Origin of the sequence: Streptomyces sp. NPDC051243 (assembly GCF_044455405.1) — a bacterium.
Lineage (GTDB): Bacteria > Actinomycetota > Actinomycetes > Streptomycetales > Streptomycetaceae > Streptomyces.
In genome coordinates this window covers 142,822-161,471 of record NZ_JBITES010000021.1, presented here as the reverse complement: position 1 = coordinate 161,471, position 18,650 = coordinate 142,822, and the positions used below count along the sequence as shown (strand labels likewise).

At 69.5% G+C, this 18,650-nt stretch carries 20 protein-coding genes and 3 pseudogenes; 11 read left to right on the top strand and 12 right to left on the bottom strand.

What is annotated here, in order from left to right; translation table 11 throughout:
- Positions 1-38 precede the first annotated feature (38 nt).
- Positions 39-905, bottom strand: coding sequence for a DUF3558 family protein (locus tag ACIBAG_RS40450; protein WP_399112471.1), 867 nt, complete (start codon positions 903-905; stop codon positions 39-41).
- Between the two features lie 137 nt (positions 906-1,042).
- Positions 1,043-1,945 carry a DUF3558 domain-containing protein gene (locus tag ACIBAG_RS40445; protein ID WP_399112469.1) on the bottom strand — a complete coding sequence of 301 codons (903 nt, stop codon included), beginning with the start codon at positions 1,943-1,945 and terminating at the stop codon, positions 1,043-1,045.
- Between the two features lie 217 nt (positions 1,946-2,162).
- Here ACIBAG_RS40445 and ACIBAG_RS40440 point away from each other — a divergent pair, with 217 nt between their 5' ends.
- Positions 2,163-3,356, top strand: a complete 1,194-nt coding sequence (locus tag ACIBAG_RS40440; RefSeq protein WP_399112467.1) for an RtcB family protein — start codon at positions 2,163-2,165, stop codon at positions 3,354-3,356.
- Between the two features lie 99 nt (positions 3,357-3,455).
- On the opposite strand, the gene ACIBAG_RS40435 is transcribed toward ACIBAG_RS40440, so the two are convergent.
- The 5 genes and pseudogenes from ACIBAG_RS40435 to ACIBAG_RS40415 all read right to left on the bottom strand — a co-directional run bounded on the left by ACIBAG_RS40435 (position 3,456) and on the right by ACIBAG_RS40415 (position 7,310).
- Positions 3,456-4,514 (bottom strand): recombinase family protein, encoded by a 1,059-nt coding sequence (locus tag ACIBAG_RS40435; RefSeq protein WP_399112465.1) that lies wholly within the window; start codon positions 4,512-4,514, stop codon positions 3,456-3,458.
- 25 nt (positions 4,515-4,539) lie between these two features.
- Positions 4,540-4,953: pseudogene (locus ACIBAG_RS40430) on the bottom strand (recombinase family protein); the annotation flags it as partial.
- A gap of 146 nt (positions 4,954-5,099) precedes the next feature.
- Positions 5,100-6,365 (bottom strand): GNAT family N-acetyltransferase, encoded by a 1,266-nt coding sequence (locus ACIBAG_RS40425; protein WP_399112464.1) that lies wholly within the window; start codon positions 6,363-6,365, stop codon positions 5,100-5,102.
- 43 nt (positions 6,366-6,408) lie between these two features.
- Positions 6,409-6,630 carry a hypothetical protein gene (locus ACIBAG_RS40420; RefSeq protein ID WP_399112523.1) on the bottom strand — a complete coding sequence of 74 codons (222 nt, stop codon included), beginning with the start codon at positions 6,628-6,630 and terminating at the stop codon, positions 6,409-6,411.
- A complete protein-coding gene (locus tag ACIBAG_RS40415; protein ID WP_399112463.1) occupies positions 6,531-7,310 on the bottom strand; it encodes an SDR family NAD(P)-dependent oxidoreductase in 780 nt (259 codons plus the stop codon). Before ACIBAG_RS40415 ends, ACIBAG_RS40420 begins: the two co-directional genes overlap by 100 nt.
- Positions 7,311-7,427: 117 nt before the next feature.
- Here ACIBAG_RS40415 and ACIBAG_RS40410 point away from each other — a divergent pair, with 117 nt between their 5' ends.
- The gene (locus tag ACIBAG_RS40410) at positions 7,428-7,856 is read left to right on the top strand and encodes an ester cyclase (RefSeq protein ID WP_399112462.1); all 429 of its coding nucleotides are present in this window, start codon (positions 7,428-7,430) and stop codon (positions 7,854-7,856) included.
- Between the two features lie 95 nt (positions 7,857-7,951).
- On the top strand, positions 7,952-8,416 hold the full coding sequence (locus tag ACIBAG_RS40405) for a hypothetical protein (RefSeq protein ID WP_399112461.1): 465 nt from the start codon (positions 7,952-7,954) through the stop codon (positions 8,414-8,416).
- A 20-nt stretch (positions 8,417-8,436) separates the two neighbouring features.
- Here ACIBAG_RS40405 and ACIBAG_RS40400 read toward each other — a convergent pair whose 3' ends face one another.
- Positions 8,437-8,856 (bottom strand): winged helix-turn-helix transcriptional regulator, encoded by a 420-nt coding sequence (locus tag ACIBAG_RS40400; RefSeq protein ID WP_399112459.1) that lies wholly within the window; start codon positions 8,854-8,856, stop codon positions 8,437-8,439.
- Positions 8,857-8,981: 125 nt separating this feature from the next.
- On the opposite strand from ACIBAG_RS40400, the gene ACIBAG_RS40395 reads away from it, so the two are divergent.
- Complete coding sequence (locus ACIBAG_RS40395) at positions 8,982-9,872, top strand: NADP-dependent oxidoreductase (RefSeq protein WP_399112458.1); 891 nt, start codon at positions 8,982-8,984, stop codon at positions 9,870-9,872.
- Positions 9,873-10,015: 143 nt separating this feature from the next.
- Here ACIBAG_RS40395 and ACIBAG_RS40390 read toward each other — a convergent pair.
- Positions 10,016-10,828, bottom strand: a pseudogene (locus ACIBAG_RS40390) (DUF6597 domain-containing transcriptional factor); the annotation flags it as partial.
- 79 nt (positions 10,829-10,907) lie between these two features.
- Here ACIBAG_RS40390 and ACIBAG_RS40385 point away from each other — a divergent pair.
- From ACIBAG_RS40385 to ACIBAG_RS40360, 6 genes are all read left to right on the top strand, one after another.
- Positions 10,908-11,498, top strand: a complete 591-nt coding sequence (locus ACIBAG_RS40385) for a TIGR03086 family metal-binding protein (RefSeq protein WP_399112456.1) — start codon at positions 10,908-10,910, stop codon at positions 11,496-11,498.
- Between the two features lie 64 nt (positions 11,499-11,562).
- Positions 11,563-12,648, top strand: coding sequence for an LLM class flavin-dependent oxidoreductase (locus tag ACIBAG_RS40380; RefSeq protein ID WP_399112455.1), 1,086 nt, complete (start codon positions 11,563-11,565; stop codon positions 12,646-12,648).
- Entirely contained in the window at positions 12,645-13,229 is a 585-nt protein-coding gene (locus tag ACIBAG_RS40375) for an FMN reductase (RefSeq protein ID WP_399112453.1), read from the top strand. Before ACIBAG_RS40380 ends, ACIBAG_RS40375 begins: the two co-directional genes overlap by 4 nt.
- Positions 13,230-13,302: 73 nt before the next feature.
- Positions 13,303-14,031: a response regulator transcription factor gene (locus ACIBAG_RS40370; RefSeq protein WP_399112451.1), complete on the top strand. Its 729-nt coding sequence runs from the start codon at positions 13,303-13,305 to the stop codon at positions 14,029-14,031.
- Complete coding sequence (locus ACIBAG_RS40365; protein ID WP_399112449.1) at positions 14,032-15,453, top strand: ATP-binding protein; 1,422 nt, start codon at positions 14,032-14,034, stop codon at positions 15,451-15,453.
- 101 nt (positions 15,454-15,554) lie between these two features.
- Complete coding sequence (locus ACIBAG_RS40360; RefSeq protein WP_399112448.1) at positions 15,555-16,256, top strand: bleomycin resistance protein; 702 nt, start codon at positions 15,555-15,557, stop codon at positions 16,254-16,256.
- Positions 16,257-16,415: 159 nt separating this feature from the next.
- Here ACIBAG_RS40360 and ACIBAG_RS40355 read toward each other — a convergent pair whose 3' ends face one another.
- On the bottom strand, positions 16,416-17,030 hold the full coding sequence (locus ACIBAG_RS40355) for a dihydrofolate reductase family protein (RefSeq protein ID WP_399112446.1): 615 nt from the start codon (positions 17,028-17,030) through the stop codon (positions 16,416-16,418).
- A gap of 148 nt (positions 17,031-17,178) precedes the next feature.
- On the opposite strand from ACIBAG_RS40355, the gene ACIBAG_RS40350 reads away from it, so the two are divergent.
- Complete coding sequence (locus tag ACIBAG_RS40350) at positions 17,179-17,763, top strand: hypothetical protein (protein ID WP_399112444.1); 585 nt, start codon at positions 17,179-17,181, stop codon at positions 17,761-17,763.
- A 73-nt stretch (positions 17,764-17,836) separates the two neighbouring features.
- Here the strand turns inward: ACIBAG_RS40350 and ACIBAG_RS40345 are convergent, their stop codons facing one another.
- Together ACIBAG_RS40345 and ACIBAG_RS40340 are read right to left on the bottom strand one after the other, a co-directional pair.
- On the bottom strand, positions 17,837-18,031 hold the full coding sequence (locus tag ACIBAG_RS40345; protein ID WP_399112442.1) for a CGNR zinc finger domain-containing protein: 195 nt from the start codon (positions 18,029-18,031) through the stop codon (positions 17,837-17,839).
- A 16-nt stretch (positions 18,032-18,047) separates the two neighbouring features.
- Positions 18,048-18,368, bottom strand: a pseudogene (locus tag ACIBAG_RS40340) (ABATE domain-containing protein); the annotation flags it as partial.
- Positions 18,369-18,650 lie beyond the last annotated feature (282 nt).

Genomic DNA, 18,650 nt, shown 5'->3' with positions numbered 1-18,650 from the left:
CTGCGCTTTGTGACTCAGCGACCGGACAGATGTGACAGTCAGCTCTTCTTCGACGCTGACTTGGACGGGGAGCTGGACGCCGCCTTCGAGGAACCGCCGGACGGCGACTTCGAAGGGGCGCTGCTCGGCGTGCCCGCACCGCCGCCGCCGTTCTCCTTCGCCACAGCGGCCACCGCCTCCTTCGCGGCCTTCTGCGCGAGCTTGTTCAGGGCATCCGCGCTCGGCGTCTTCTCACCGGCCAGACCCGCGCCGTTGTAGTCGAGCGTCACGACCACGTTCTCCACCCGGGCCACCACCGTCTCCTGCTTGAAGGCGCCCTCCTTCTTCTTCAGGTCGTAACGCACCGCCGTCGCCTCGTCGCCCACCCCGGCCACCGGCTCCGACTTGACGTTCTTCGCGCCACTCACCGAGCGCGCGTCCTCCACCTGCGTCTCGAAGTACTCCCGCGCCAGCTCCTCACCCGAGCCACGCGTGACATCCGAGTCGAAACGCAGCAAAGAGACATTCAGCCAGCGGAACTGCGAGCCCTTCACACCGTTGTTGTCGAGACTGCTCCACGAGCACGAAGCGCGCGTCGAGGAATCGTCCGACGACCCCGCCTTGCCGGACTTGGCCTCCGGGACCAGATCCTCCAGCGTCTTCTTCGACAAGACCTTGCACGACTGCGGAAGCGACTCGTACACAGCCGCCTGCACCGTCGGCGACGGGCTCGCGGACGACTCCGACGCCGACGCCTTCGCGCTCTCCGCGGCTCCGTCGTCCGAACCGGAGTCCGAGGAACAACCCGTGGCGATCAGCATCACCGGGACGGCGGCCGCGCAGACAAGGACGCGGCGCAGGCCCCTCGCCCACTGCTCGCGCTGCTCACACCGGTCATGCTGGTCTCGCTTCGCTGCTCGCTGCATGGTTCCTTCACTCATGACTGACACTCGTGGTCCCTGCGTTCGGATCGGGTCCGAGGGGCCACGGTACGCGGTGAAGAAGCTGTGTGGTCTCGTTTCGGTTACGTCGCACACGGGCGCACAGGCGCGGCGCGGGGGCGCTACTCCGACAACTCGTCCGCCAGCTGCGAAGCCAGATTCAGGGCCCTGTCCTGCAATTCCTCACTGTCCGGGACCACACCGACGGTCGCCGGCTGCTCCTCGTACACGATCCGCACGATCACATTGGACGTGCGGAACGCCACAGTCACCGTGCGCTGCTGCGCCGTCGAACCGGAGGTACCGAGCCCGTCGTCGAGGAAGGCCTCGTCGCCGAGATCGTCGAGGACACGGGGCTGCAGTTCAGTGGGCGTCGCGCCGTCCGTGGGCGTCGCACCGGAGGACGAGGAGGACGCGGAGGACGACGACGAGGAGGAGGGCGAGGACGACGAGGGCGAAGGGGATGAACCGGACGCAGCGGTAGAGGAAGAAGCCGAAACCGACGGAGAAGGCGAACCGCTCGGATCGGCCGACGACGAACCCTCCGCGCCCTCACCGCTCCCCGAAATCACCGGCTCCGGAAGATCCGCCGCCTCCCGCTGCTTCGCGAAGATCTGCTCCGCCTCGCTGTCGTCGCTCACCGACGTGTCGTACGACACCACGCGCTCGAAATCGACGAACAGATGATCCGTGGCGTCCGCCGACTCCACCTTCCAACGGCAACCGGCCTTACGGCCCGTGTCGAACGTCACCGTCGGCGAACCCTCGTACGCCTTCTCGCGCTGCTCCCCGTCCGTGAGCTCCTTGATGCCGGGCAGCAGCGAGTCGAGCGTGTCCTGGCCGACCACGTCGCACGGCTCCGGAAGCGTGTCGTACCGGCCGGGCTCGGCCGTCACGGTCGCCGTACCGGCGTCACCCGGATTGGAGTCATCGGTCGAACCGCCGCTGTCGGAGCTGCCGGTGCAGCCGGCCAGCAACGCCGCGAGGAGCGCGGCGACGCCGGATACGTACGCCTTCCGCTGCACGGTCAGGCTCCTCTCCACGGTGGCCGTCCGGCCGGTCCGTTGCCGGGTCTCTCAGTGTCCCCGCTGGTTAATCGCTTGCCGCACGGGGGCTCCCACTGGAGACAATGTGTATCGCACGCACTGCCGTGGACGCCGGTCCGTTGTCCCTTTTCACCGACCCTGGCGCCGGTTTTGCGATTTCAGGCTTGTGTTTGGATTCCGGGGGATAGAGGACGATATGTCGTACGTGGAGATGCCGGGCGCGAAGGTCCCGATCCGCATGTGGACCGACCCGGCGACGGTCGAGGACGTGGCCCTGCAGCAGCTGCGCAACGTCGCGACCCTGCCGTGGATCAAGGGCCTGGCGGTCATGCCGGACGTCCACTTCGGCAAGGGGGCGACGGTCGGGTCCGTCATCGCTATGCAGGGGGCGGTTTGTCCTGCGGCGGTGGGGGTGGATATCGGGTGCGGGATGTCGGCGGTGAAGACGTCGCTCACGGCCAATGATCTGCCGGGGGATCTGTCGCGGCTGCGGTCGAAGATCGAGCAGGCTATTCCGGTGGGGCGGGGGATGCATGACAGTCCCGTTGACCCCGGGCGGCTGCATGGCTTTGGTACGGCCGGGTGGGACGACTTCTGGGGGCGGTTCGACGGGGTCGCTGACGCGGTGAAGTTCCGGGAGGAGCGGGCCGCGAAGCAAATGGGCACGCTTGGATCAGGGAATCACTTCTGTGAACTTTGTGTAGATATGTCCGGTTCGGTGTGGCTTATGCTTCACTCGGGTTCGCGGAACATCGGCAAGGAGCTGGCCGAGCATCACATCAGCGTGGCCCAGAAACTCCCGCACAACCAGGGTCTGGTCGACCGTGACCTCGCTGTCTTCGTCGCGGACACCCCGCAGATGGCGGCGTACCAGAACGACTTGTACTGGGCTCAGGAGTACGCGAAGTACAACAGGTCGATCATGATGGCGCTCTTCAAAGACGTGATCCGCAAGGAGTTCAAGAAGGCGAAGCCGATCTTCGAGCCTGAGATCAGCTGCCATCACAACTATGTGAGCCGCGAGCGTTACGAGGGCATGGATCTGCTTGTCACCCGTAAGGGAGCAATCAGCGCACGGGCAGGCGAGTACGGGATCATTCCGGGCTCGATGGGCACGGGTTCGTACATTGTGAAGGGTCTCGGCAACGAGAAGTCCTTCAACTCTGCGTCCCACGGCGCCGGTCGGCGCATGAGCCGCAACGCGGCGAAGCGTCGCTTTACGACGAAGGACCTGGAGGAGCAGACACGGGGCGTGGAGTGCCGTAAGGACTCCGGCGTCGTGGATGAGATTCCGGGTGCCTACAAGCCGATCGAGCAGGTCATCGATCAGCAGCGGGACCTTGTGCAGGTCGTGGCGAAGCTGAAGCAGGTCGTCTGCGTAAAGGGGTGACTTGCAGGCTTGAAGCAGAGGGCTCGGTTGCAGCTGACCTAGCCCTCTGCTGAAGCACATAGGGCTCGGTCAGCTATGCGACTTGATCAACGGGCCTGTTCACCGCCAGACCGGAACGATCGCGCTCGGTTCGAAGCGGTGAGACCCCTTGGTTCCGGGCAGAACGAACACCGACTTCAGCAGACTGAAGAGAATTTCCCGCCTCGCACCGAAGCTCAGCCCGTCCCAGTATGGCTGTGTGTCACAGCGTTCATACGCGGCGAGGTGATGTTCGACGACCCAGGCCTGCTGTTCGTTGACCAACCGCTTGATCCGGGTCTCCTCGCTTGTCAGCTGTGAGAAGTAATCGGAGTCGCTCATCTCCCCGGCGTACCAACGCTCTTGGAGGGCTGACTTGTGCTGCTTCGCGATCTCCAGGTCGCGGAGACCGGGCCAGGGAATGGTGGGCTTCAGCTCGAGCCCTTTTTGTGGGCCCAGCTTTTCGAGGGCGTATTCGGTGATGAGCTCGTCCATTGCGGGACCTTGGCGGCTCGTTCGCCCGCATCCTCCGTCCAGCGCGGAGCGACAACGGTACACATGCGACGTGCCGACGGGGTGCCCGTGCATCGGTGCGCCACACTGTCGTCCACCTGCAGTGGGTCGTCCGCACCGCACCAGGCCGGTGAGTAGGTACCGTGCGTCTTCCCGAGAGTGGACGCCGCTTCTTTTCCAGCCTCCGGAGTGGCGTTGTTTGTCCAGGATCTCCGTGACCGCGAGCCACTCTTCCGGTGACACGATGGGCTTCCACTGACCGACTACCGGCTTTCCGTCGCTGTCGCAGACGAGAATTCCGTCGATCTTGCGGTATCCGCCGATGCGCGGATTGCGCAGGATTTGCTTGACCGTCTGGTACTGCCAGGGGTTTCCCAACGTGCTCAGGCAGCCGGAGTCGGCGAAGTCCCGAGTGATCGCAGTGACGGTGTTCCCCCTCAATAGGCTTTGTACTCCGCGCCACACGACCTCCGACTCGCCAGGGTGCGGCCCGTGCGTGGGCAGCCCCAAGAAGGCCACGCTGTGCGGCGTCTTCGCGGTAGAGGTCGTGGGAGCCGAGGCCGTCCGCGTATGTGCGGCAAGGATGTGTCGTGAAGCACGCGAGGAATCGCTGATATGTGCGTACATCTCGGTAAAGTCGGTCGCCGGAGACGCAGACAACCCCGTCGATCGGGTATCCGGCCACAGTGCTGTCATCCTTGAGCGCGTCCAGCATCGCGTCGAATTCCGGGCGCCTGACGCCTGCTTTGGAAGCGGACTTGTCGTTGTCGACGTAGCGGTGAATGACGATCATGCGATATCGCGCCGCGATGCGGGCGCAGTGCTTGGCCTGGTCCACGACGCCGTGACCGTCTCTCTTGTGTCTGTCGTGGGAGATGCGGCAGTAGACGACGACCAGACGCCAGCCGGCCTCTCGGAGAGCCAGTGCCTCCGACAGCGCGGGGGCGTCGTCCGGGACGCCACGGAGATCATCGAGTAGGTGTTCCCGTTCGGAGGCGTGAGGTCTCCCCTTCGTACGTCGCTCGACTGAGGCGACTGAACGCGCGATACGCTCGCAATCAGCCATGAGGAAGCTTGACCCTTCCTTGCTGGTCAGGCCCTCGGTCGGGACCGGCATCCCGGTCGAGGGCCGTCGATTTGATGTTGTTGACGTGAGCCTAGATCGCCAGTTCAGGGCCCGTTCGGGTGATCGATGACGTTCACCCCTGTGGGTTACGCGAGCCGCTTCTCCAGCAGCGTCACCGCGTAAGGACTCCCCAACCCGCCCTCCTTCGCCCGTTGTTCACCGACCACCGTGTAGCCCGCCGACTCGTAGTACGCGCGCAGGCGGGGGTTGGAGGCGAGGCAGTCGAGGCGGGCGTAGGGGCGGCCCTCCGCGGCGATACGGGATTCCGCCTCGGCCAGCATCCGGCGCCCGGTTCCCGGCGGAGCCGTGTGCGGGGTGGTCATCAGGCGGTGGATGTAGCCCGCGTCGGCGGGGCGGGGGCCCCAGGCCGCCGGGTCGGTCCACCAGAGTTCCCAGGCGCCGGCCACATGGTCACCGGCGTGCGCCAGCCAGACCTCGCCCTCTCGCATGCGGTGGATGAAGTGGGCTTCGTCCTTCTCGCCGGGGCGCCACTGGTCGATTCCGTGGGCCAGTTGCCAGAGGGCGGCCGAGTCGCGGAGGTGGACCAGCAGGCCGGCGTCCGCGGGTGTCGCCTTGCGGTGGGTCAGGGGTGGCCAGGTGGTGGGGCGGGGTTCCAGGAGGGTGGTGCGGAGGGTTGCGGACAGGGCCTCCGTGTCGAGGGCCAGGGCGTTCGAGACGTAGCCCTCCAGTGAGCCGTAGCGGGTCCTCAGGGCCGTCAGGAACAGGCGCATGACCGACTCCGGTGCCCTGCCGAAGCCCGGCCAGGTGGGGGTGCGGCCGGCGTTGCGGGCCTTCCACTCCGCCAGCAGTGCCGGGGCCGCCAGTTCGGTGAGGCTGAAGTCCTCGGTGATGGTGGGCTCCGGGACGCCCAGCAGGCCCAGGATCAGCGCCGCCAGCAGGCCGGTGCGGTCCTTTCCGGAGGCGCAGTGGAAGACCAGGGGTTGGTCCGCCTTTGCCGACTCGGCCACCAGCTCCAGTGCTCTGCGGATCTCCTTGGTGCCGTCCTCCGCGACCTCCAGGTAGCGCTCGACCAGGTAGGGGCCGATTTCCGCCTCGGGGCCCAACCCGGCCTGGTTGTAGGGGCGGTGTTCGATGCTGAGGTTGTGGTAGGCGAAGGAGGGGTCGTCCGGGATGCGGCCCGCGGTGTCGATCTCCCAGGGGTAGCGCAGGTCGATCACCGTGCGGATGTCCAGGGAGAGGAAGCGTGACCAGTCCGGGGTGCCCTCGCTCAACTTGCCCAGGGAGTCCGTGCGGTAGAGGCGGCCAGGGCGGACGCGGTGGCCGTCCGCCGTCGAGTAGCCGCCCAGGTCACGGAAGTTGTGCAGTGCGTCGAAGCGTATGTGTCTGTCCACGTGGAGTGACCATATGCGGTCGCCCTGAGTGGTACCTCGCCATTTACTTCGGCGCGTGTTTCACCGCGTAGATCATCACGAACGCCACGATGTGGATGCCGAAGAGGAAGTAGCCGAGCCACCACCACATATGGCGTTCGTCGTGCGGGTCCTTGCGGCGGTCGGTCACTGCAGCTCCCGGTGGACTTTGGTGTTGGACGCCTGGGCGCGGGGGCGGACGACGAGGAGGTCGATGTTGACGTGGCTGGGGCGGGTGACGGCCCAGGTGATGGTGTCGGCGACGTCGTCGGCCGTGAGGGGTTCGGCGACGCCCGCGTAGACCTTGTCCGCCTTCTCCTTGTCGCCGCCGAAGCGGGTGAGGGCGAACTCGTCGGTCTTGACCATGCCGGGCGCGATCTCGATGACGCGGACCGGCCGGCCGACGATCTCAAGGCGCAGAGTCTCGGCGAGGACGTGGGCGCCGTGCTTGGCGGCGACGTAGCCCGCGCCGCCCTCGTAGGTGGCGTGGCCGGCGGTGGAGGAGACGACGACGATCGTGCCGTCGCCGCCGGCGTCCAGCTTGGGGAGCAGGGCCTGGGTGAGGTTCAGGGTGCCGATGACGTTCGTCTCGTACATGGTGCGCCAGTCGGCGGGGTCGCCGGTGGCCACGGGGTCGGCGCCGAGTGCGCCGCCCGCGTTGTTGACCAGGACGCCGATCGTGTTGAAGGCCGTGGCGAACTCGTCGACGGCGGCTCGGTCGGTGACGTCCAGCTGGTAGGCGGTCGCCGAGTGGCCGGCCGCGTTGATCTCCTCGGCGAGCGCCTCGATGCGGTCCTTGCGGCGGGCGGTGAGGACGACCCGGTAGCCGGCCGCGGCGAGCTGTCGTGCCGTGGCGGCGCCGATTCCGCCGCTCGCGCCGGTGACGACGGCGATGCGGGAGGCGGCGGACGGTGCGGCGGTGGGCATGGCTGCTCCTCGTACGTGGTCGGCGTGCGCAGTCGGGTCGAGCGTTTGTCCGGCCAGGATAGGCGGGCGGTGTGGTGGGACAATGAGATGGGTGATCCCCTGGGCAGGAGGTGGGTCATGGGACAGGCACGTGACGTGATGGACCGGCTCACGGACGCGATCACGACGCACGCGGACGCGAAGACGTTCAGTGAGCTGTATGCCGAGGACGCGGTCGCGCTCACGCCCGACGGTGGTGAGATCCGCGGGCGGGACGGCATCGTCGAGTACTGGCGTCAGATGACGGACGCGATCCCTGACGGGACGTACGAGTCGGTGCACGCGTACGAGGTCGGTGACACGGCCATCGACGAGGGCTACTTCAGCGGGCGGAACACCGGGCCGATCCAGCTGCCGACCGGGGAGACCCTTCCCCCGACGCAGAAGGAGATCAGGATCCGCGGGGTGGACTTCGCGACGGTCAGGGACGGCAAGATCGTGGAGTACCGGCTCTACTTCGACGAGATGGACTTCCTGGGACAGCTGGGGTTGCTGCCGCCGAGTTAGCGCCGGGCGTCACCTGTTGGACGGCGCCTGCCGGGCGCTTCGCGTGGGATACATCGGTATGACCGTATGACCACGCGGAGTGAGGAGTGGGCGCTATGCGGCGGATGCGGCGGACGCGGGTTGCTGTGGTGTGCGGTGCGCTCGTGGCGGCGGTCGGTGGGACGGCTCCGGGTGCCGGTGCGGTGGGCGGGGCCGAGGCGCCGCTCGCCTATCACGGGTCCGTGGCCCTGGCTGACGGGAAGGCCGATGTGCGGTTCGCGCCGCACCGTCCCGCCTCGGGCGGGGAGACGGGCGGGAAGGTGACGGTACGGCTGCGCTGGTCGGTGCCGCTGGCGGACCGGCAGGAGCTGCCGCGCGGGTGCGTGCGGGCGGAGTCGCAGGTGCTGTTGTGCCGGATCGGTGGGCCGGACGCGGACGGGGTGGGGCAGCGGGTCGGGTTGCGGGTACGGCTGCGGGACGCGCCGTCGGAGGTGCGGCTGGAGTTGGACACCGTGCACGGGGCGCCGTCCGGTCTGCAGCGGGTGCTGGCGCTGGACACGGGGGACACGTACTACTTCTGACGCCGGCTTCCCGTGACTTCTCAGTCGCCGGTGGCCTCGCCGGTCTCCTCGGCGTCGTACCGCTCGCGGGCCTCGCGGACCTCGTCGAAGTGGGTCTCCGCCCAGTCCTTCACCGCGGTCAGCAGCAGGGCGAGGTTGCGGCCGAGGGCGGTGAGTTCGTAGTCGACGCGGACCGGGACGGAGGGGGTGACGGTGCGGGTGAGGAGGCCGTCGCGTTCCAGTGAGCGCAGGGTCTGCGTGAGCATCTTGGGGCTGACGCCGGCGATCTTGCGGCCGAGGTCGCTGTAGCGCATGGGGCCGGCGGCGAGGGCGGCGACGACGAGGCTGACCCACTTGTCGCTGATGCGGTCCAGGAGCTGGTTGGTGGGGCAGCTCTTGAGGAACGCGTCGTACTCGATGCGGGCCTGTTCACGCCGCTGTGCCGCCGTCATGGTCGCCATGGCTCACCTCCGGGGTGCATACGCACTCTCGGGTAACTACTTACTAATCGATAGTAGCTCTTCCTAGGGTTGCTCGCAGTGGACGGCAGAACGCCCCACATGCTGACAAACCAAGGAGAGCTGCTGTGCGTGCCGTAGTGGTGAACTCGTTCGGTGGGCCCGAGGTCGTGGAGGTCGTGGAGACCGGGGTGCCGGAGCCCGGTGCGCGGGAGGTGCGGATCAAGGTCGCCGCGGCCGCGCTGAATCCGGTGGACGCCGGGGTGCGGGCCGGGGTCTTCGGAGGTGCGGGGAAGCGGATCGGGCTCGGCTGGGATGTCGCCGGGACCGTGGACGCGGTGGGTGCGGCCGCCGCGTGGAGTGTCGGGGACGAGGTGGTGGCGCTGGATTACGGCATGGTCAAGCCGGTGGGTACGCACGCCGAGTACGTCGTCGTGCCCGCGGACGCCGTGGCCAAGGCGCCGGTCACGGTGGACGCCGTCCACGCGGCGACGCTGCCGCTGAACGCGCTGACCGCCGTACAGGCGCTGGACCTGCTGGAGCTGGCGCCGGAGCGGTCGCTGTTGGTGACGGGGGCCGCGGGGGCCGTCGGCGGGTACGCCGTCCAGCTCGCCGCGCACCGGGGGATCGCGGTGACCGGGCTGGCGCGGGAGGGGGACGAGGAGTTCGTACGGTCGCTGGGGGCCGGGGAGTTCCTGAGCGGTGAGGTCCGGGCGAGGGGTTTCGACGCCGTGCTGGACGCCGCGGTCCTCGGCGCGCCGGCTCTGGAGTGGGTGCGGGACGGGGGCGCCTACATCGGCGTCATTCCGCGGGCGGAGCCGGCGTCGGCGCGCGGGGTGCGGACCGGGGCGGTCGAGGTGAGTGCCGATGGGGCGCGGTTGGCGGAGCTGGTTCGGCTGGTGGACGAGGGGGCGCTGACGCTCCGAGTGGCCGACACCTACGCCCTGGACGACGCGGCCAAGGCGCATGCCCGGCTCGACGAGGGTGGGGTGCGCGGGCGGTTGGTGCTCGTCCCCTAGGACCTGTCGTTTGGATCATGCCGGCGTCGCGGGCCCTGGCACGCGCTCCCCCGAGCTCTTCGCACCAGGCCCCGCTCGGGTCGGCTGAAAAGCGCAGTACCTCTCAGCCGACCTGATCCGAACGACAGGCCCTGACTCCCGGCTGCGGTCTCTGCCGCGTACGCCGTCGGCGGCACCCCCACCGTGGCCGTGAAGTCCCGTACGAGGTGGGCCTGGTCGGCGTAGCCGAGGTCGGCGGCGAGGGTGGCCCAGTCGATGTCGGGGCGGGTGCCGGCCAGCTCCAGGGCCTCGTGGATGCGGTAGCGGAGGATGCACCACTTGGGGCTTACGCCGACGTAGGCGGAGAAGAGCCGCTGCAGTGCCCGCACGGACAGGCCCTGTGCCTCGGCGAAGTCGCCGACGCGGCGGGCCGTGCGGTCGGCGCGGATGCGCTGGACGAGGCTCATGGCCAGGTCGGCGTGGGGGTCGGGGGTGTGGGGGAGGGCCAGGAGGAAGGTGTCCAGGGCGGTGACCCGGGCGGCGTCGTCGGGCGGGGTGACGATCGTGTGTGCGGCGTCGGCCGTGGCCTGCGGGAGCACCTCGTGGGCGGGCAGCGCGCGGCCCGTCCACCGCGACACCGGGTCCTCGGGGGCGTAGGGGCGGAAGCCGCCGGGCCGGAACTTCACCCCGCAGACCCGGCCGCGTCCGGTCAGCTTCCGGGTGAACAGGCCCAGTGCCACGCCGGTGACCTCGGCGTAGGGCGGCCCCTCGGCCTCGTCCCACTGGAACGTGAGGTTGACGGCCGGATGCGGGACGACATGGGAGGCGTAGGGCTGGGGCAGGTCCCAGTCGATGAGCCAGTACCACTCGATGTGACGGCGCAGTGGCTCGGCGGGCTCGTGGCGGCGGAAGCGGACGCGGTTCAGCAGTCCGGACGGGTCGACGATCCCGCGGGTGTCGTGGCGGGGGGCGTCCATGGCCGGATGGTACGTCGGGTTTCCCCGGGCGTCGCGTTTCTTCAAGAAGGGCGGCCTCGGGCGTCCCTACGGTCGGGGCATGGACACGAACGCGGTGAAGACGTACGGCATCGGTGAGCTGCTGGGTATGGCGCGGGAGCGGGCGGTTCCGGTGGTGCGGGGTATTGCGGACGCGGCCCTTGCCGGGCGTACGCCCTGTGCCGAGTACGACGTGAAGGCCCTGGTCAATCATGTGTTCCAGGTGGTCGTGCAGTTTCAGCGGCTGGCCGCGAAGGAGGCGTCGGACTTCGGTGAGACCCCCGATCGGGTCGCCGGCAGTCCCGAGTGGCGTGAGCGGCTCGTGGAGGAGGTGGACCGGCTGGTGGCGGCGTGGTCCGCGCCGGGTGCCGAAGAGGGCACGACGGGTGCGATGGACATGCCCGCGCGGCTCGTCGGCTCGATGGCGCTGCTGGATCTGACGGTGCACATGTGGGATCTGGCGAGGGCGACGGGGCAGGAGTACCCGGGTGCCGACGCGGCGGTGGTGGCGGAGCTGGCCGGCGCGGTGGACGAGCTGGCGCCGACGGCCAGGAGGATGGGCGTGTTCGGGGAGCCGGTGCCGGTGGCCGAGGGCGCGTCGGCGTTCGAGCGGCTGCTGGCGCGGACGGGGAGGAATCCGTACGGGGAATAGGCATGGGGCGGTCTCCGTTCTCCAGGTATAGTTGAACGGTCAACAATCTGGAGGGTGAGCGACCATGCAGTTCGGGATCTTCAGCGTCGGCGACGTCACGCCGGACCCCACCACGGGCCGTACGCCGACCGAGCGCGAGCGCATCAAGGCCATGGTCGCCATCGCGCTCAAGGCCGAGGAGGTCGGCCTCGACGTCTTCGCGACCGGTGAGCACCACAACCCGCCGTTCGTGCCGTCGTCCCCGACGACGATGCTCGGCTACATCGCGGCGCGCACCGAGAGGCTGGTCCTGTCCACCTCCACCACGCTGATCACCACCAACGACCCGGTGAAGATCGCCGAGGACTTCGCGATGCTCCAGCACCTGGCCGACGGGCGCGTCGACCTGATGATGGGCCGCGGCAACACCGGACCGGTCTACCCCTGGTTCGGCCAGGACATCCGGCAGGGCATCAACCTCGCCATCGAGAACTACGCCCTGCTGCACCGGCTGTGGCGCGAGGACGTCGTGACCTGGGAGGGCAAGTTCCGTACCCCGCTGCAGGGCTTCACCTCCACGCCCCGCCCGCTGGACGGCGTACCGCCGTTCGTCTGGCACGGCTCGATCCGCTCGCCGGAGATCGCCGAGCAGGCGGCGTACTACGGCGACGGCTTCTTCCACAACAACATCTTCTGGCCGGCCGACCACACCAAGCGCATGGTCGAGCTCTACCGGACCCGGTACGCCCACTACGGCCACGGCACGCCCGAGCAGGCCATCGTCGGCCTCGGCGGGCAGGTCTTCATGCGGCGCAACTCCCAGGACGCGATCCGCGAGTTCCGGCCGTACTTCGACGTGGCGCCGGTGTACGGGCACGGCCCGTCGCTGGAGGACTTCATGGACCAGACCCCGCTGACGGTCGGTTCCCCGCAGCAGGTCATCGAGAAGACCCTCGCCTTCCGCGAGTACGCCGGTGACTACCAGCGCCAGCTGTTCCTGATGGACCACGCCGGGCTGCCGCTGAAGACCGTGCTGGAGCAGATCGACCTGCTCGGCGAGGAGGTCGTCCCGGTGCTGCGCAAGGAGTTCGCGAACGGCCGTCCGGCCGACGTCCCCGAGGCCCCCACCCACGCTTCCCTCAAGGCCGCCCAGGAGGTGAACGTCGCATGAGGCTCGTCGTCGTTTCGGCAGGGCTGAGCGTTCCGTCCTCCACGCGGCTGCTGGGCGACCGGCTGGCGGCCGCGGTCGGCAGGCAGGCCGACATGGAGGTGGAGGTCGTGGAGCTGCGCGACCTCGCCGTGGAGATCGCGCACAACTTCACCAACGGCTTCCCGGGCCGGCAGCTGGCCGCCGCGATCGACGCGGTGACCGGGGCCGACGGGCTGATCGTCGTCACGCCGGTCTTCTCCGCGTCGTACAGCGGCCTGTTCAAGTCGTTCTTCGACGTGATCGACAAGGACGCCCTGACGGGTATGCCGGTGCTGATCGCGGCGACCGGCGGTACCGCCCGCCACTCCATGGTCCTGGACCACGCGCTGCGCCCGCTCTTCGCCCACCTGCGGGCCGTGGTCGCCCCGACCGGTGTGTACGCCGCCTCGGAGGACTGGGGTGCCGAGGGGCTGGACCGGCGGATCGAGCGGGCGGCGGGGGAGCTGGCCGGGCTGATGTCCGGACGGCCCGCGAAGAGGGCGGCCGAGCCCGAGGTGGTGCCGTTCGCCGAGCAGCTGGCGGCACTGCGACCGGCAGGGTGAGAGGCCAGTAAGAAGGGCGCCGGTGAGCCGCTCATCACGTCGTACGACTGCCGCGGCTTGGCAGTATGAGTCTGTGCCCCAGACTGTGCTCCTCGCCGAAGACGACCGCGCCATCCGCAACGCCCTGGAGCGCGCGCTGACCCTGGAGGGCTACCAGGTCACCGCGGTCGCCGACGGAGTCGAGGCGCTGGCGCAGGCCCACCGCACGCCGCCGGACGTGCTCGTGCTGGACGTGATGATGCCCGGCATCGACGGGCTGCAGGTCTGCCGGGTGCTGCGCGCCGAGGGCGACCGCACTCCGATCCTGATGCTGACGGCGCTCGTGGAGACCCAGGACCGGATCGCCGGCCTGGACGCGGGCGCCGACGACTACGTCGTCAAGCCCTTCGACGTCGAGGAGGTCTTCGCCCGGCTGCGCGCCCTGCTGCGCCGCACCAGCGAGGCGAACGGCGCCCCCGTCGACGTACCGAAGCAGGCCCCCGAGCCCGCCGAGCCGGCCGGCCGGCTGATCGAGGCGGCCGGGCTGCGGATGGACCCGCAGGCGCGGCGGGCGTGGCGGGGCGCGCGTGAGCTGGAGCTGACGCGGACCGAGTTCGAGCTGCTGGAGCTGCTGGTGCGCAACGCGGGCATCGTCCTCGACCACTCCACCATCTACGACCGCATCTGGGGCTACGACTTCGGCCCCGGCTCCAAGAACCTCGCCGTCTACGTCGGCTACCTGCGCCGCAAGCTCGACGAGCCCGGCGCGCCGCAGCTGATCCACACGGTGCGCGGGGTGGGTTACGTGCTGCGGGAGGACTGAGTGGGCACGGCCCGCCGCCGGCTGGAGCGGCTGCTGAGGGGGCGGCGCAGGTCGGGGCTCGGCAGCACCTTCGCCGTGTCGTTCGCGGCCGTGACGGCCGTGGTCACCGTCCTGGTCGGCCTGCTGTCGTACACCGCCGCCGCCCGGCTGGTGCGGGTCGACCAGGAGACCGTGTTCGACGAGGTCGTGCAGGATCTGCGGGGCGAGGTGCGGCAGCGGCCGATGACCACCGAGGACTTCTCCTCCTCCGCCCCCGGACACGATCTGGTACGGCCCGCCCGGACCGATGTGCAGGTGCTGGGCCCGGACGGCGCGGTCGTCGACCCGGGCAGTCCGGGGCTGCCGGTCACGGCCGCCGACCGGCGGATCGCGGGGGACGGCACGGCCGGGCGGATGGTGCAGCACAAGGACGTCGACGTCGGCAGCGACGTCTACCGCGTCGCGACCGTGGCGCTCGGCGGCGGACGGGGCGCGGTGCAGGTGGCGCAGGAGTTCAGCGACACCGAGGACCTGCTGCGGGCGCTGCAGCAGCGGACCCTGCTGCTGATGGCGGCGGTGGTGACGCTCGCGGGGCTCTTCGGCTGGTGGCTGGCCCGGCGCATCACGCGCCGCCTGGTCGTCCTCACCGCCGCCGCCGAGGACGTCGCCCGCACCCGGCGGCTCGGCATCCAGGTGCCGGTCACGGGATACGACGAGGTCGGCCGCCTGGGCCGGGCCTTCGACCGCATGCTGGGTCGGCTGGCGCAGTCGGAGGAGGACCAGCGGCGTCTGGTGCAGGACGCGGGCCACGAGCTGCGTACGCCGCTGACGTCACTGCGTACGAACATCTCGCTGCTGCGCCGCATGGACGAGCTGCCCCCCGAGACCCGGGACGAGCTGGTGGCGGACCTCGGCCAGGAGGCCCGCGAACTCACCGACCTGGTCAATGAGTTGGTCGACCTGGCGGCCGGCCAGTCCGACACCGGCCCGGTCCAGCGGGTGGACCTGGCCGAGATCGCCGAGGACGTCGCGGGGCTGGCCCGGCGGCGTACGGGGCGGCGGATCGTGGTCCGGGCGAGCGGTGAGACGGCGACGGACGGGCGGCCGGGGCTGCTGCAGCGCGCGGTGACCAACCTCGTCGAGAACGCGGCGAAGTTCGACCGCGACGGCACGGCACCGATCGAGATCAACATCGCCGGGCCCGCGCGGCCCGGGCCGGTTCGGGTGGAGGTCCTCGACCGGGGGCCGGGCATCGCCGAGGACGACCTGATCCGCGTCTTCGACCGCTTCTACCGCGCCGCCGACGCGCGATCGCTGCCCGGTTCGGGGCTGGGGCTGTCGATCGTGCGGGAGGTGGCGCTGTCCCACGGGGGAGCGCCGTTCGCGTTTCGGCGCGAGGGCGGTGGGGCGGTGATCGGGTTCACGGTGGGGGGTTCTGGCTGAGCCGGGCCGGTATCTGGTCGGCCTGGATCGGGCGGAGTGCGCGGGAGCGGTGTCGGGGTCACGTCGCCCGCACACTACTCAAGTTTGACTAGACTGCCTGCATGGGTGAGAAGACCATTCCGATCCTGCCGTGCCGGACCATCCAGCCCGTTCTCGACTTCTACACCGCCCTCGGCTTCGAGGTGACCTTCCAGCAGAAGAGCCCCAACCCGTACGCGGTGGTGGAGCGCGGCGGCATCCAGCTCCACTTCTTCGGCATGAAGCACTACGAGCCTGCCGAGTCGTTCAGCACGTGCTACGTCCAGACCGATGACGTCGATGAGCTGCACGAGGTCTTCCGGACCGGGCTCAAGGCGGCGTACGGGCGGGTCCCGACCCGCGGGCTGCCGCGCATCGGGCCGCTGAAGGACACGCCGTACGGCACGAGGCTGTTCCTCATGACCGATCCGGGCGGCAACTGCGTCCGGATCGGGCAGCGGACGAGTGAGGATCAGCACCACCGGCCCGCGCCGAAGGAAACGTTCTCCCGGGCCCTGCACCATGCGTCCCTCCTCGCGGACTCCCGGGAGGACCCGGCGGGCGCGGCGAAGATCATCGACCGGGTGTTGCGCCTGGAGGACGAGCGGCCCACGCCCACGCAGTTGCTTCGGCTCCTCGTGCTGCGTGCGGATGTCGCCGGACGCCTCGGCGACGAAGAGACCGCGAGCTCCGCGCTCGCCGAGGCCGCCGCGGTGCGGCTCACGGCGCGGGAGCGGGAGTCGGTGCGGGACGACCTCGAGCGTCTTGGGGAACTGCGTGGCTAGGTCGTGTCCGTGGCGTGGCGGATCGCGGCCGCGCCGGCGAAGTCGCACTCCATGGGCGTGGTGCACGGTGTTCGCTTCGGCCGGGCGGTCGCCGCCTTTGAGCAGCCGCTCACTCCGGCTGACTCCGGCTCACTCCGGCTGACTCAGACTGACTCCGGCTCACTTCACGAAGCGGTACTTCAGGTGGGTCGCCAGTGGCGTGGCGACCATCCTGACCGGTTCGATGTTCCGCCGCCCGGCGGGCAATCCCTCGAAGAGCCGCAGTCCCGGTCCGAGGAACGCGGGCACCACGTGCAGTTGCAGCTCGTCGATGAGCCCCTCCCTGAGGTACTGCTGCACCACGCTCGCGCCGCCCGCGATATCGACGTTCCGGTCGCCGGCCGCGGCCTTCGCCTGGTCGAGGGCGCTGTGGATGCCGTCCGTGACAAAGGTGAAGGTGGTGCCGCCCTCCTTGACCAGGGCCGGCCGGGGACGGTGCGTGAGGACGAAGACCGGGGTCCGGAACGGGGGGTTGTCGCCCCAGAAGTCCTCACCCGTGTCGTACATCGTCCGGCCCATGACCACCGCTCCGGTGGCGTCGAACCACTCGCGCATCAGCTCCGAGTCCCGGTTCTCCTCCCCTCCGGTCATGCCCTGACGCTGCCGCCAGCTCGCCAGGTTGTGGATCCACTCGAACAGCGGCTCGGCGCCGTCGCCTCCCGGGTTGTCGATGGAGACATTGGGGCCGGCGATGCAGCCGTCGAGGGAGATGGCCATGTCCGCGGTCACTGTCACGATGAGGCACTCCTGAACTCCTGGGATGTACTGCCTTCACTGTCGCGTCGATCGGGAACCGGCGAATTCGACAGCCCTCCGACGAACGGGCCATGCGATTGACTGGGGCGGGCAATGACCGACCGACGTGAATCATGAGGGCAACGCAGTGAAAAGCAACGACACTCCGCTGATACCGGACGCGGTGTGGCTGGAGGAACGGCTGGGCGAAGGATCGCTCTGGCGACCGGACGAGAGCGCTCTGCCGGCCGAGCTGACCCATGGCCCGTCGAGGGAGTTCCTGCTCACGGTCGGCTTTCCCGCCGTCCGCCTCGACGTCGTGGGGATCGACACCAGGCACTTGCGGGACGAGGACGGGCTCGAACCGTTCGACGCCGACGAGATCTACGGGGAACGCTACCCCGACGACGACTCCCCGCCCACGAACTTCTGCTTCGCGGTGGCCACCTGGTCCGACCAGCACTTGATGCTCGGCGCGGCGGACGGTGGCATCACCCACTACGACCCCAACGGGTGGGACCACGGCGCCGGATGGAAGGGACCGGCCGCCGATGACCTCCCGGTGCTGGCCGTGCTCCTCGGGCTGATCGCCGAGGCGGGCGACGCCCTGGACTCGGCCGACGACACCGTGCGCGCGGCCGCCGTCACCGACCTGCGCAAGCGCATGATCGGCCACGACCTGAACGTGGACGACTCCGAGTTCTGGGACGAGATCTTCGAGTCTCTGGTCTGAGTTCGGGTGTCCGGGCTGAGTTCGGGTGGCCGGGCTGAGTTCGGGCGTCCGGCCTGAGAACGGTGCGCCGAGCTCAGCCCGCCGCCGGCCGCGTGCGGCGGGCGTAGGCGCGGGCCGCGCGGGCGCGGTCCCCGCAGCGCGTGGAACACCAGTGCCGGCGGCCGTGCCGGAACAGGTAGCGGTTGCAGGGGGGCGGAGCCGCACGCCGTGAGGCGTTCGGCGTCGGGGGAGGTGAGCAGGTCGGCGGCGTCGGCGGCGTCGGCGGCAAGGGTCGCGGGCGTGGTCGACGATCTCGGTGGTGGGGTGCGGGGCGGCACGGTAGGGGCCGGACTTCTCGTCCCGCTGGAGGAGGGGGCCGTCGGGACCCTGGTCAGCGCTTCGTTCACGGCGGTCAGGGCGGCGGGGAGGGCGGGCAGTGCCGCGACCCGCGCGTCGAACAGGGAGCGGATCTGTTCCCGCAGCGAGCGGAGCTGCGCCGCGCACATCTCCCGCAGGCCGGCGTCCACCGGGGTGAGGCCACGGTCCACGAGCCAGTCGTTCGCAGCGGCCGGGGTGCCGAGAAAATCGACGAACTGCCCGCCCGGCAGCGCGATGACACTGTTCACGAGAGCGAGCGACGGGCCGGGGGGGGGGCATGCGGCCGCGCGGGTGTCACTCTACGTGCCCGTCTCGTCTGTGGGTGTGGTGCGGTGTTGATGTTGACTCACACTTGCTGCGACCTGCGGATTTTATTGTCAAGGGCGCACGGGGGCGCGGGTTTTCCGCATTGTTCACTATCGCACGCCGTACGCAACCATTACTCAACGTGATCAAACCCCTGATAGTCCTGTGCACGCAGCGTGACGGGCACTCAAGCCCGCCGAACCCCCGTGCCCACAGGAATGAGG

Coding starts and splice junctions, on each gene's coding strand:
- ACIBAG_RS40405 (WP_399112461.1), top strand. CDS start 7,952: ATGCGGCGGATGCGGCGGACGCGGGTTGCTGTGGTGTGCGGTGCGCTC.
- ACIBAG_RS40360 (WP_399112448.1), top strand. CDS start 15,555: ATGGGTGAGAAGACCATTCCGATCCTGCCGTGCCGGACCATCCAGCCC.
- ACIBAG_RS40375 (WP_399112453.1), top strand. CDS start 12,645: ATGAGGCTCGTCGTCGTTTCGGCAGGGCTGAGCGTTCCGTCCTCCACG.
- ACIBAG_RS40415 (WP_399112463.1), bottom strand. CDS start 7,310: ATGCCCACCGCCGCACCGTCCGCCGCCTCCCGCATCGCCGTCGTCACC.
- ACIBAG_RS40450 (WP_399112471.1), bottom strand. CDS start 905: ATGCAGCGAGCAGCGAAGCGAGACCAGCATGACCGGTGTGAGCAGCGC.
- ACIBAG_RS40380 (WP_399112455.1), top strand. CDS start 11,563: ATGCAGTTCGGGATCTTCAGCGTCGGCGACGTCACGCCGGACCCCACC.
- ACIBAG_RS40435 (WP_399112465.1), bottom strand. CDS start 4,514: ATGTACGCACATATCAGCGATTCCTCGCGTGCTTCACGACACATCCTT.
- ACIBAG_RS40410 (WP_399112462.1), top strand. CDS start 7,428: ATGGGACAGGCACGTGACGTGATGGACCGGCTCACGGACGCGATCACG.
- ACIBAG_RS40385 (WP_399112456.1), top strand. CDS start 10,908: ATGGACACGAACGCGGTGAAGACGTACGGCATCGGTGAGCTGCTGGGT.
- ACIBAG_RS40440 (WP_399112467.1), top strand. CDS start 2,163: ATGTCGTACGTGGAGATGCCGGGCGCGAAGGTCCCGATCCGCATGTGG.
- ACIBAG_RS40400 (WP_399112459.1), bottom strand. CDS start 8,856: ATGGCGACCATGACGGCGGCACAGCGGCGTGAACAGGCCCGCATCGAG.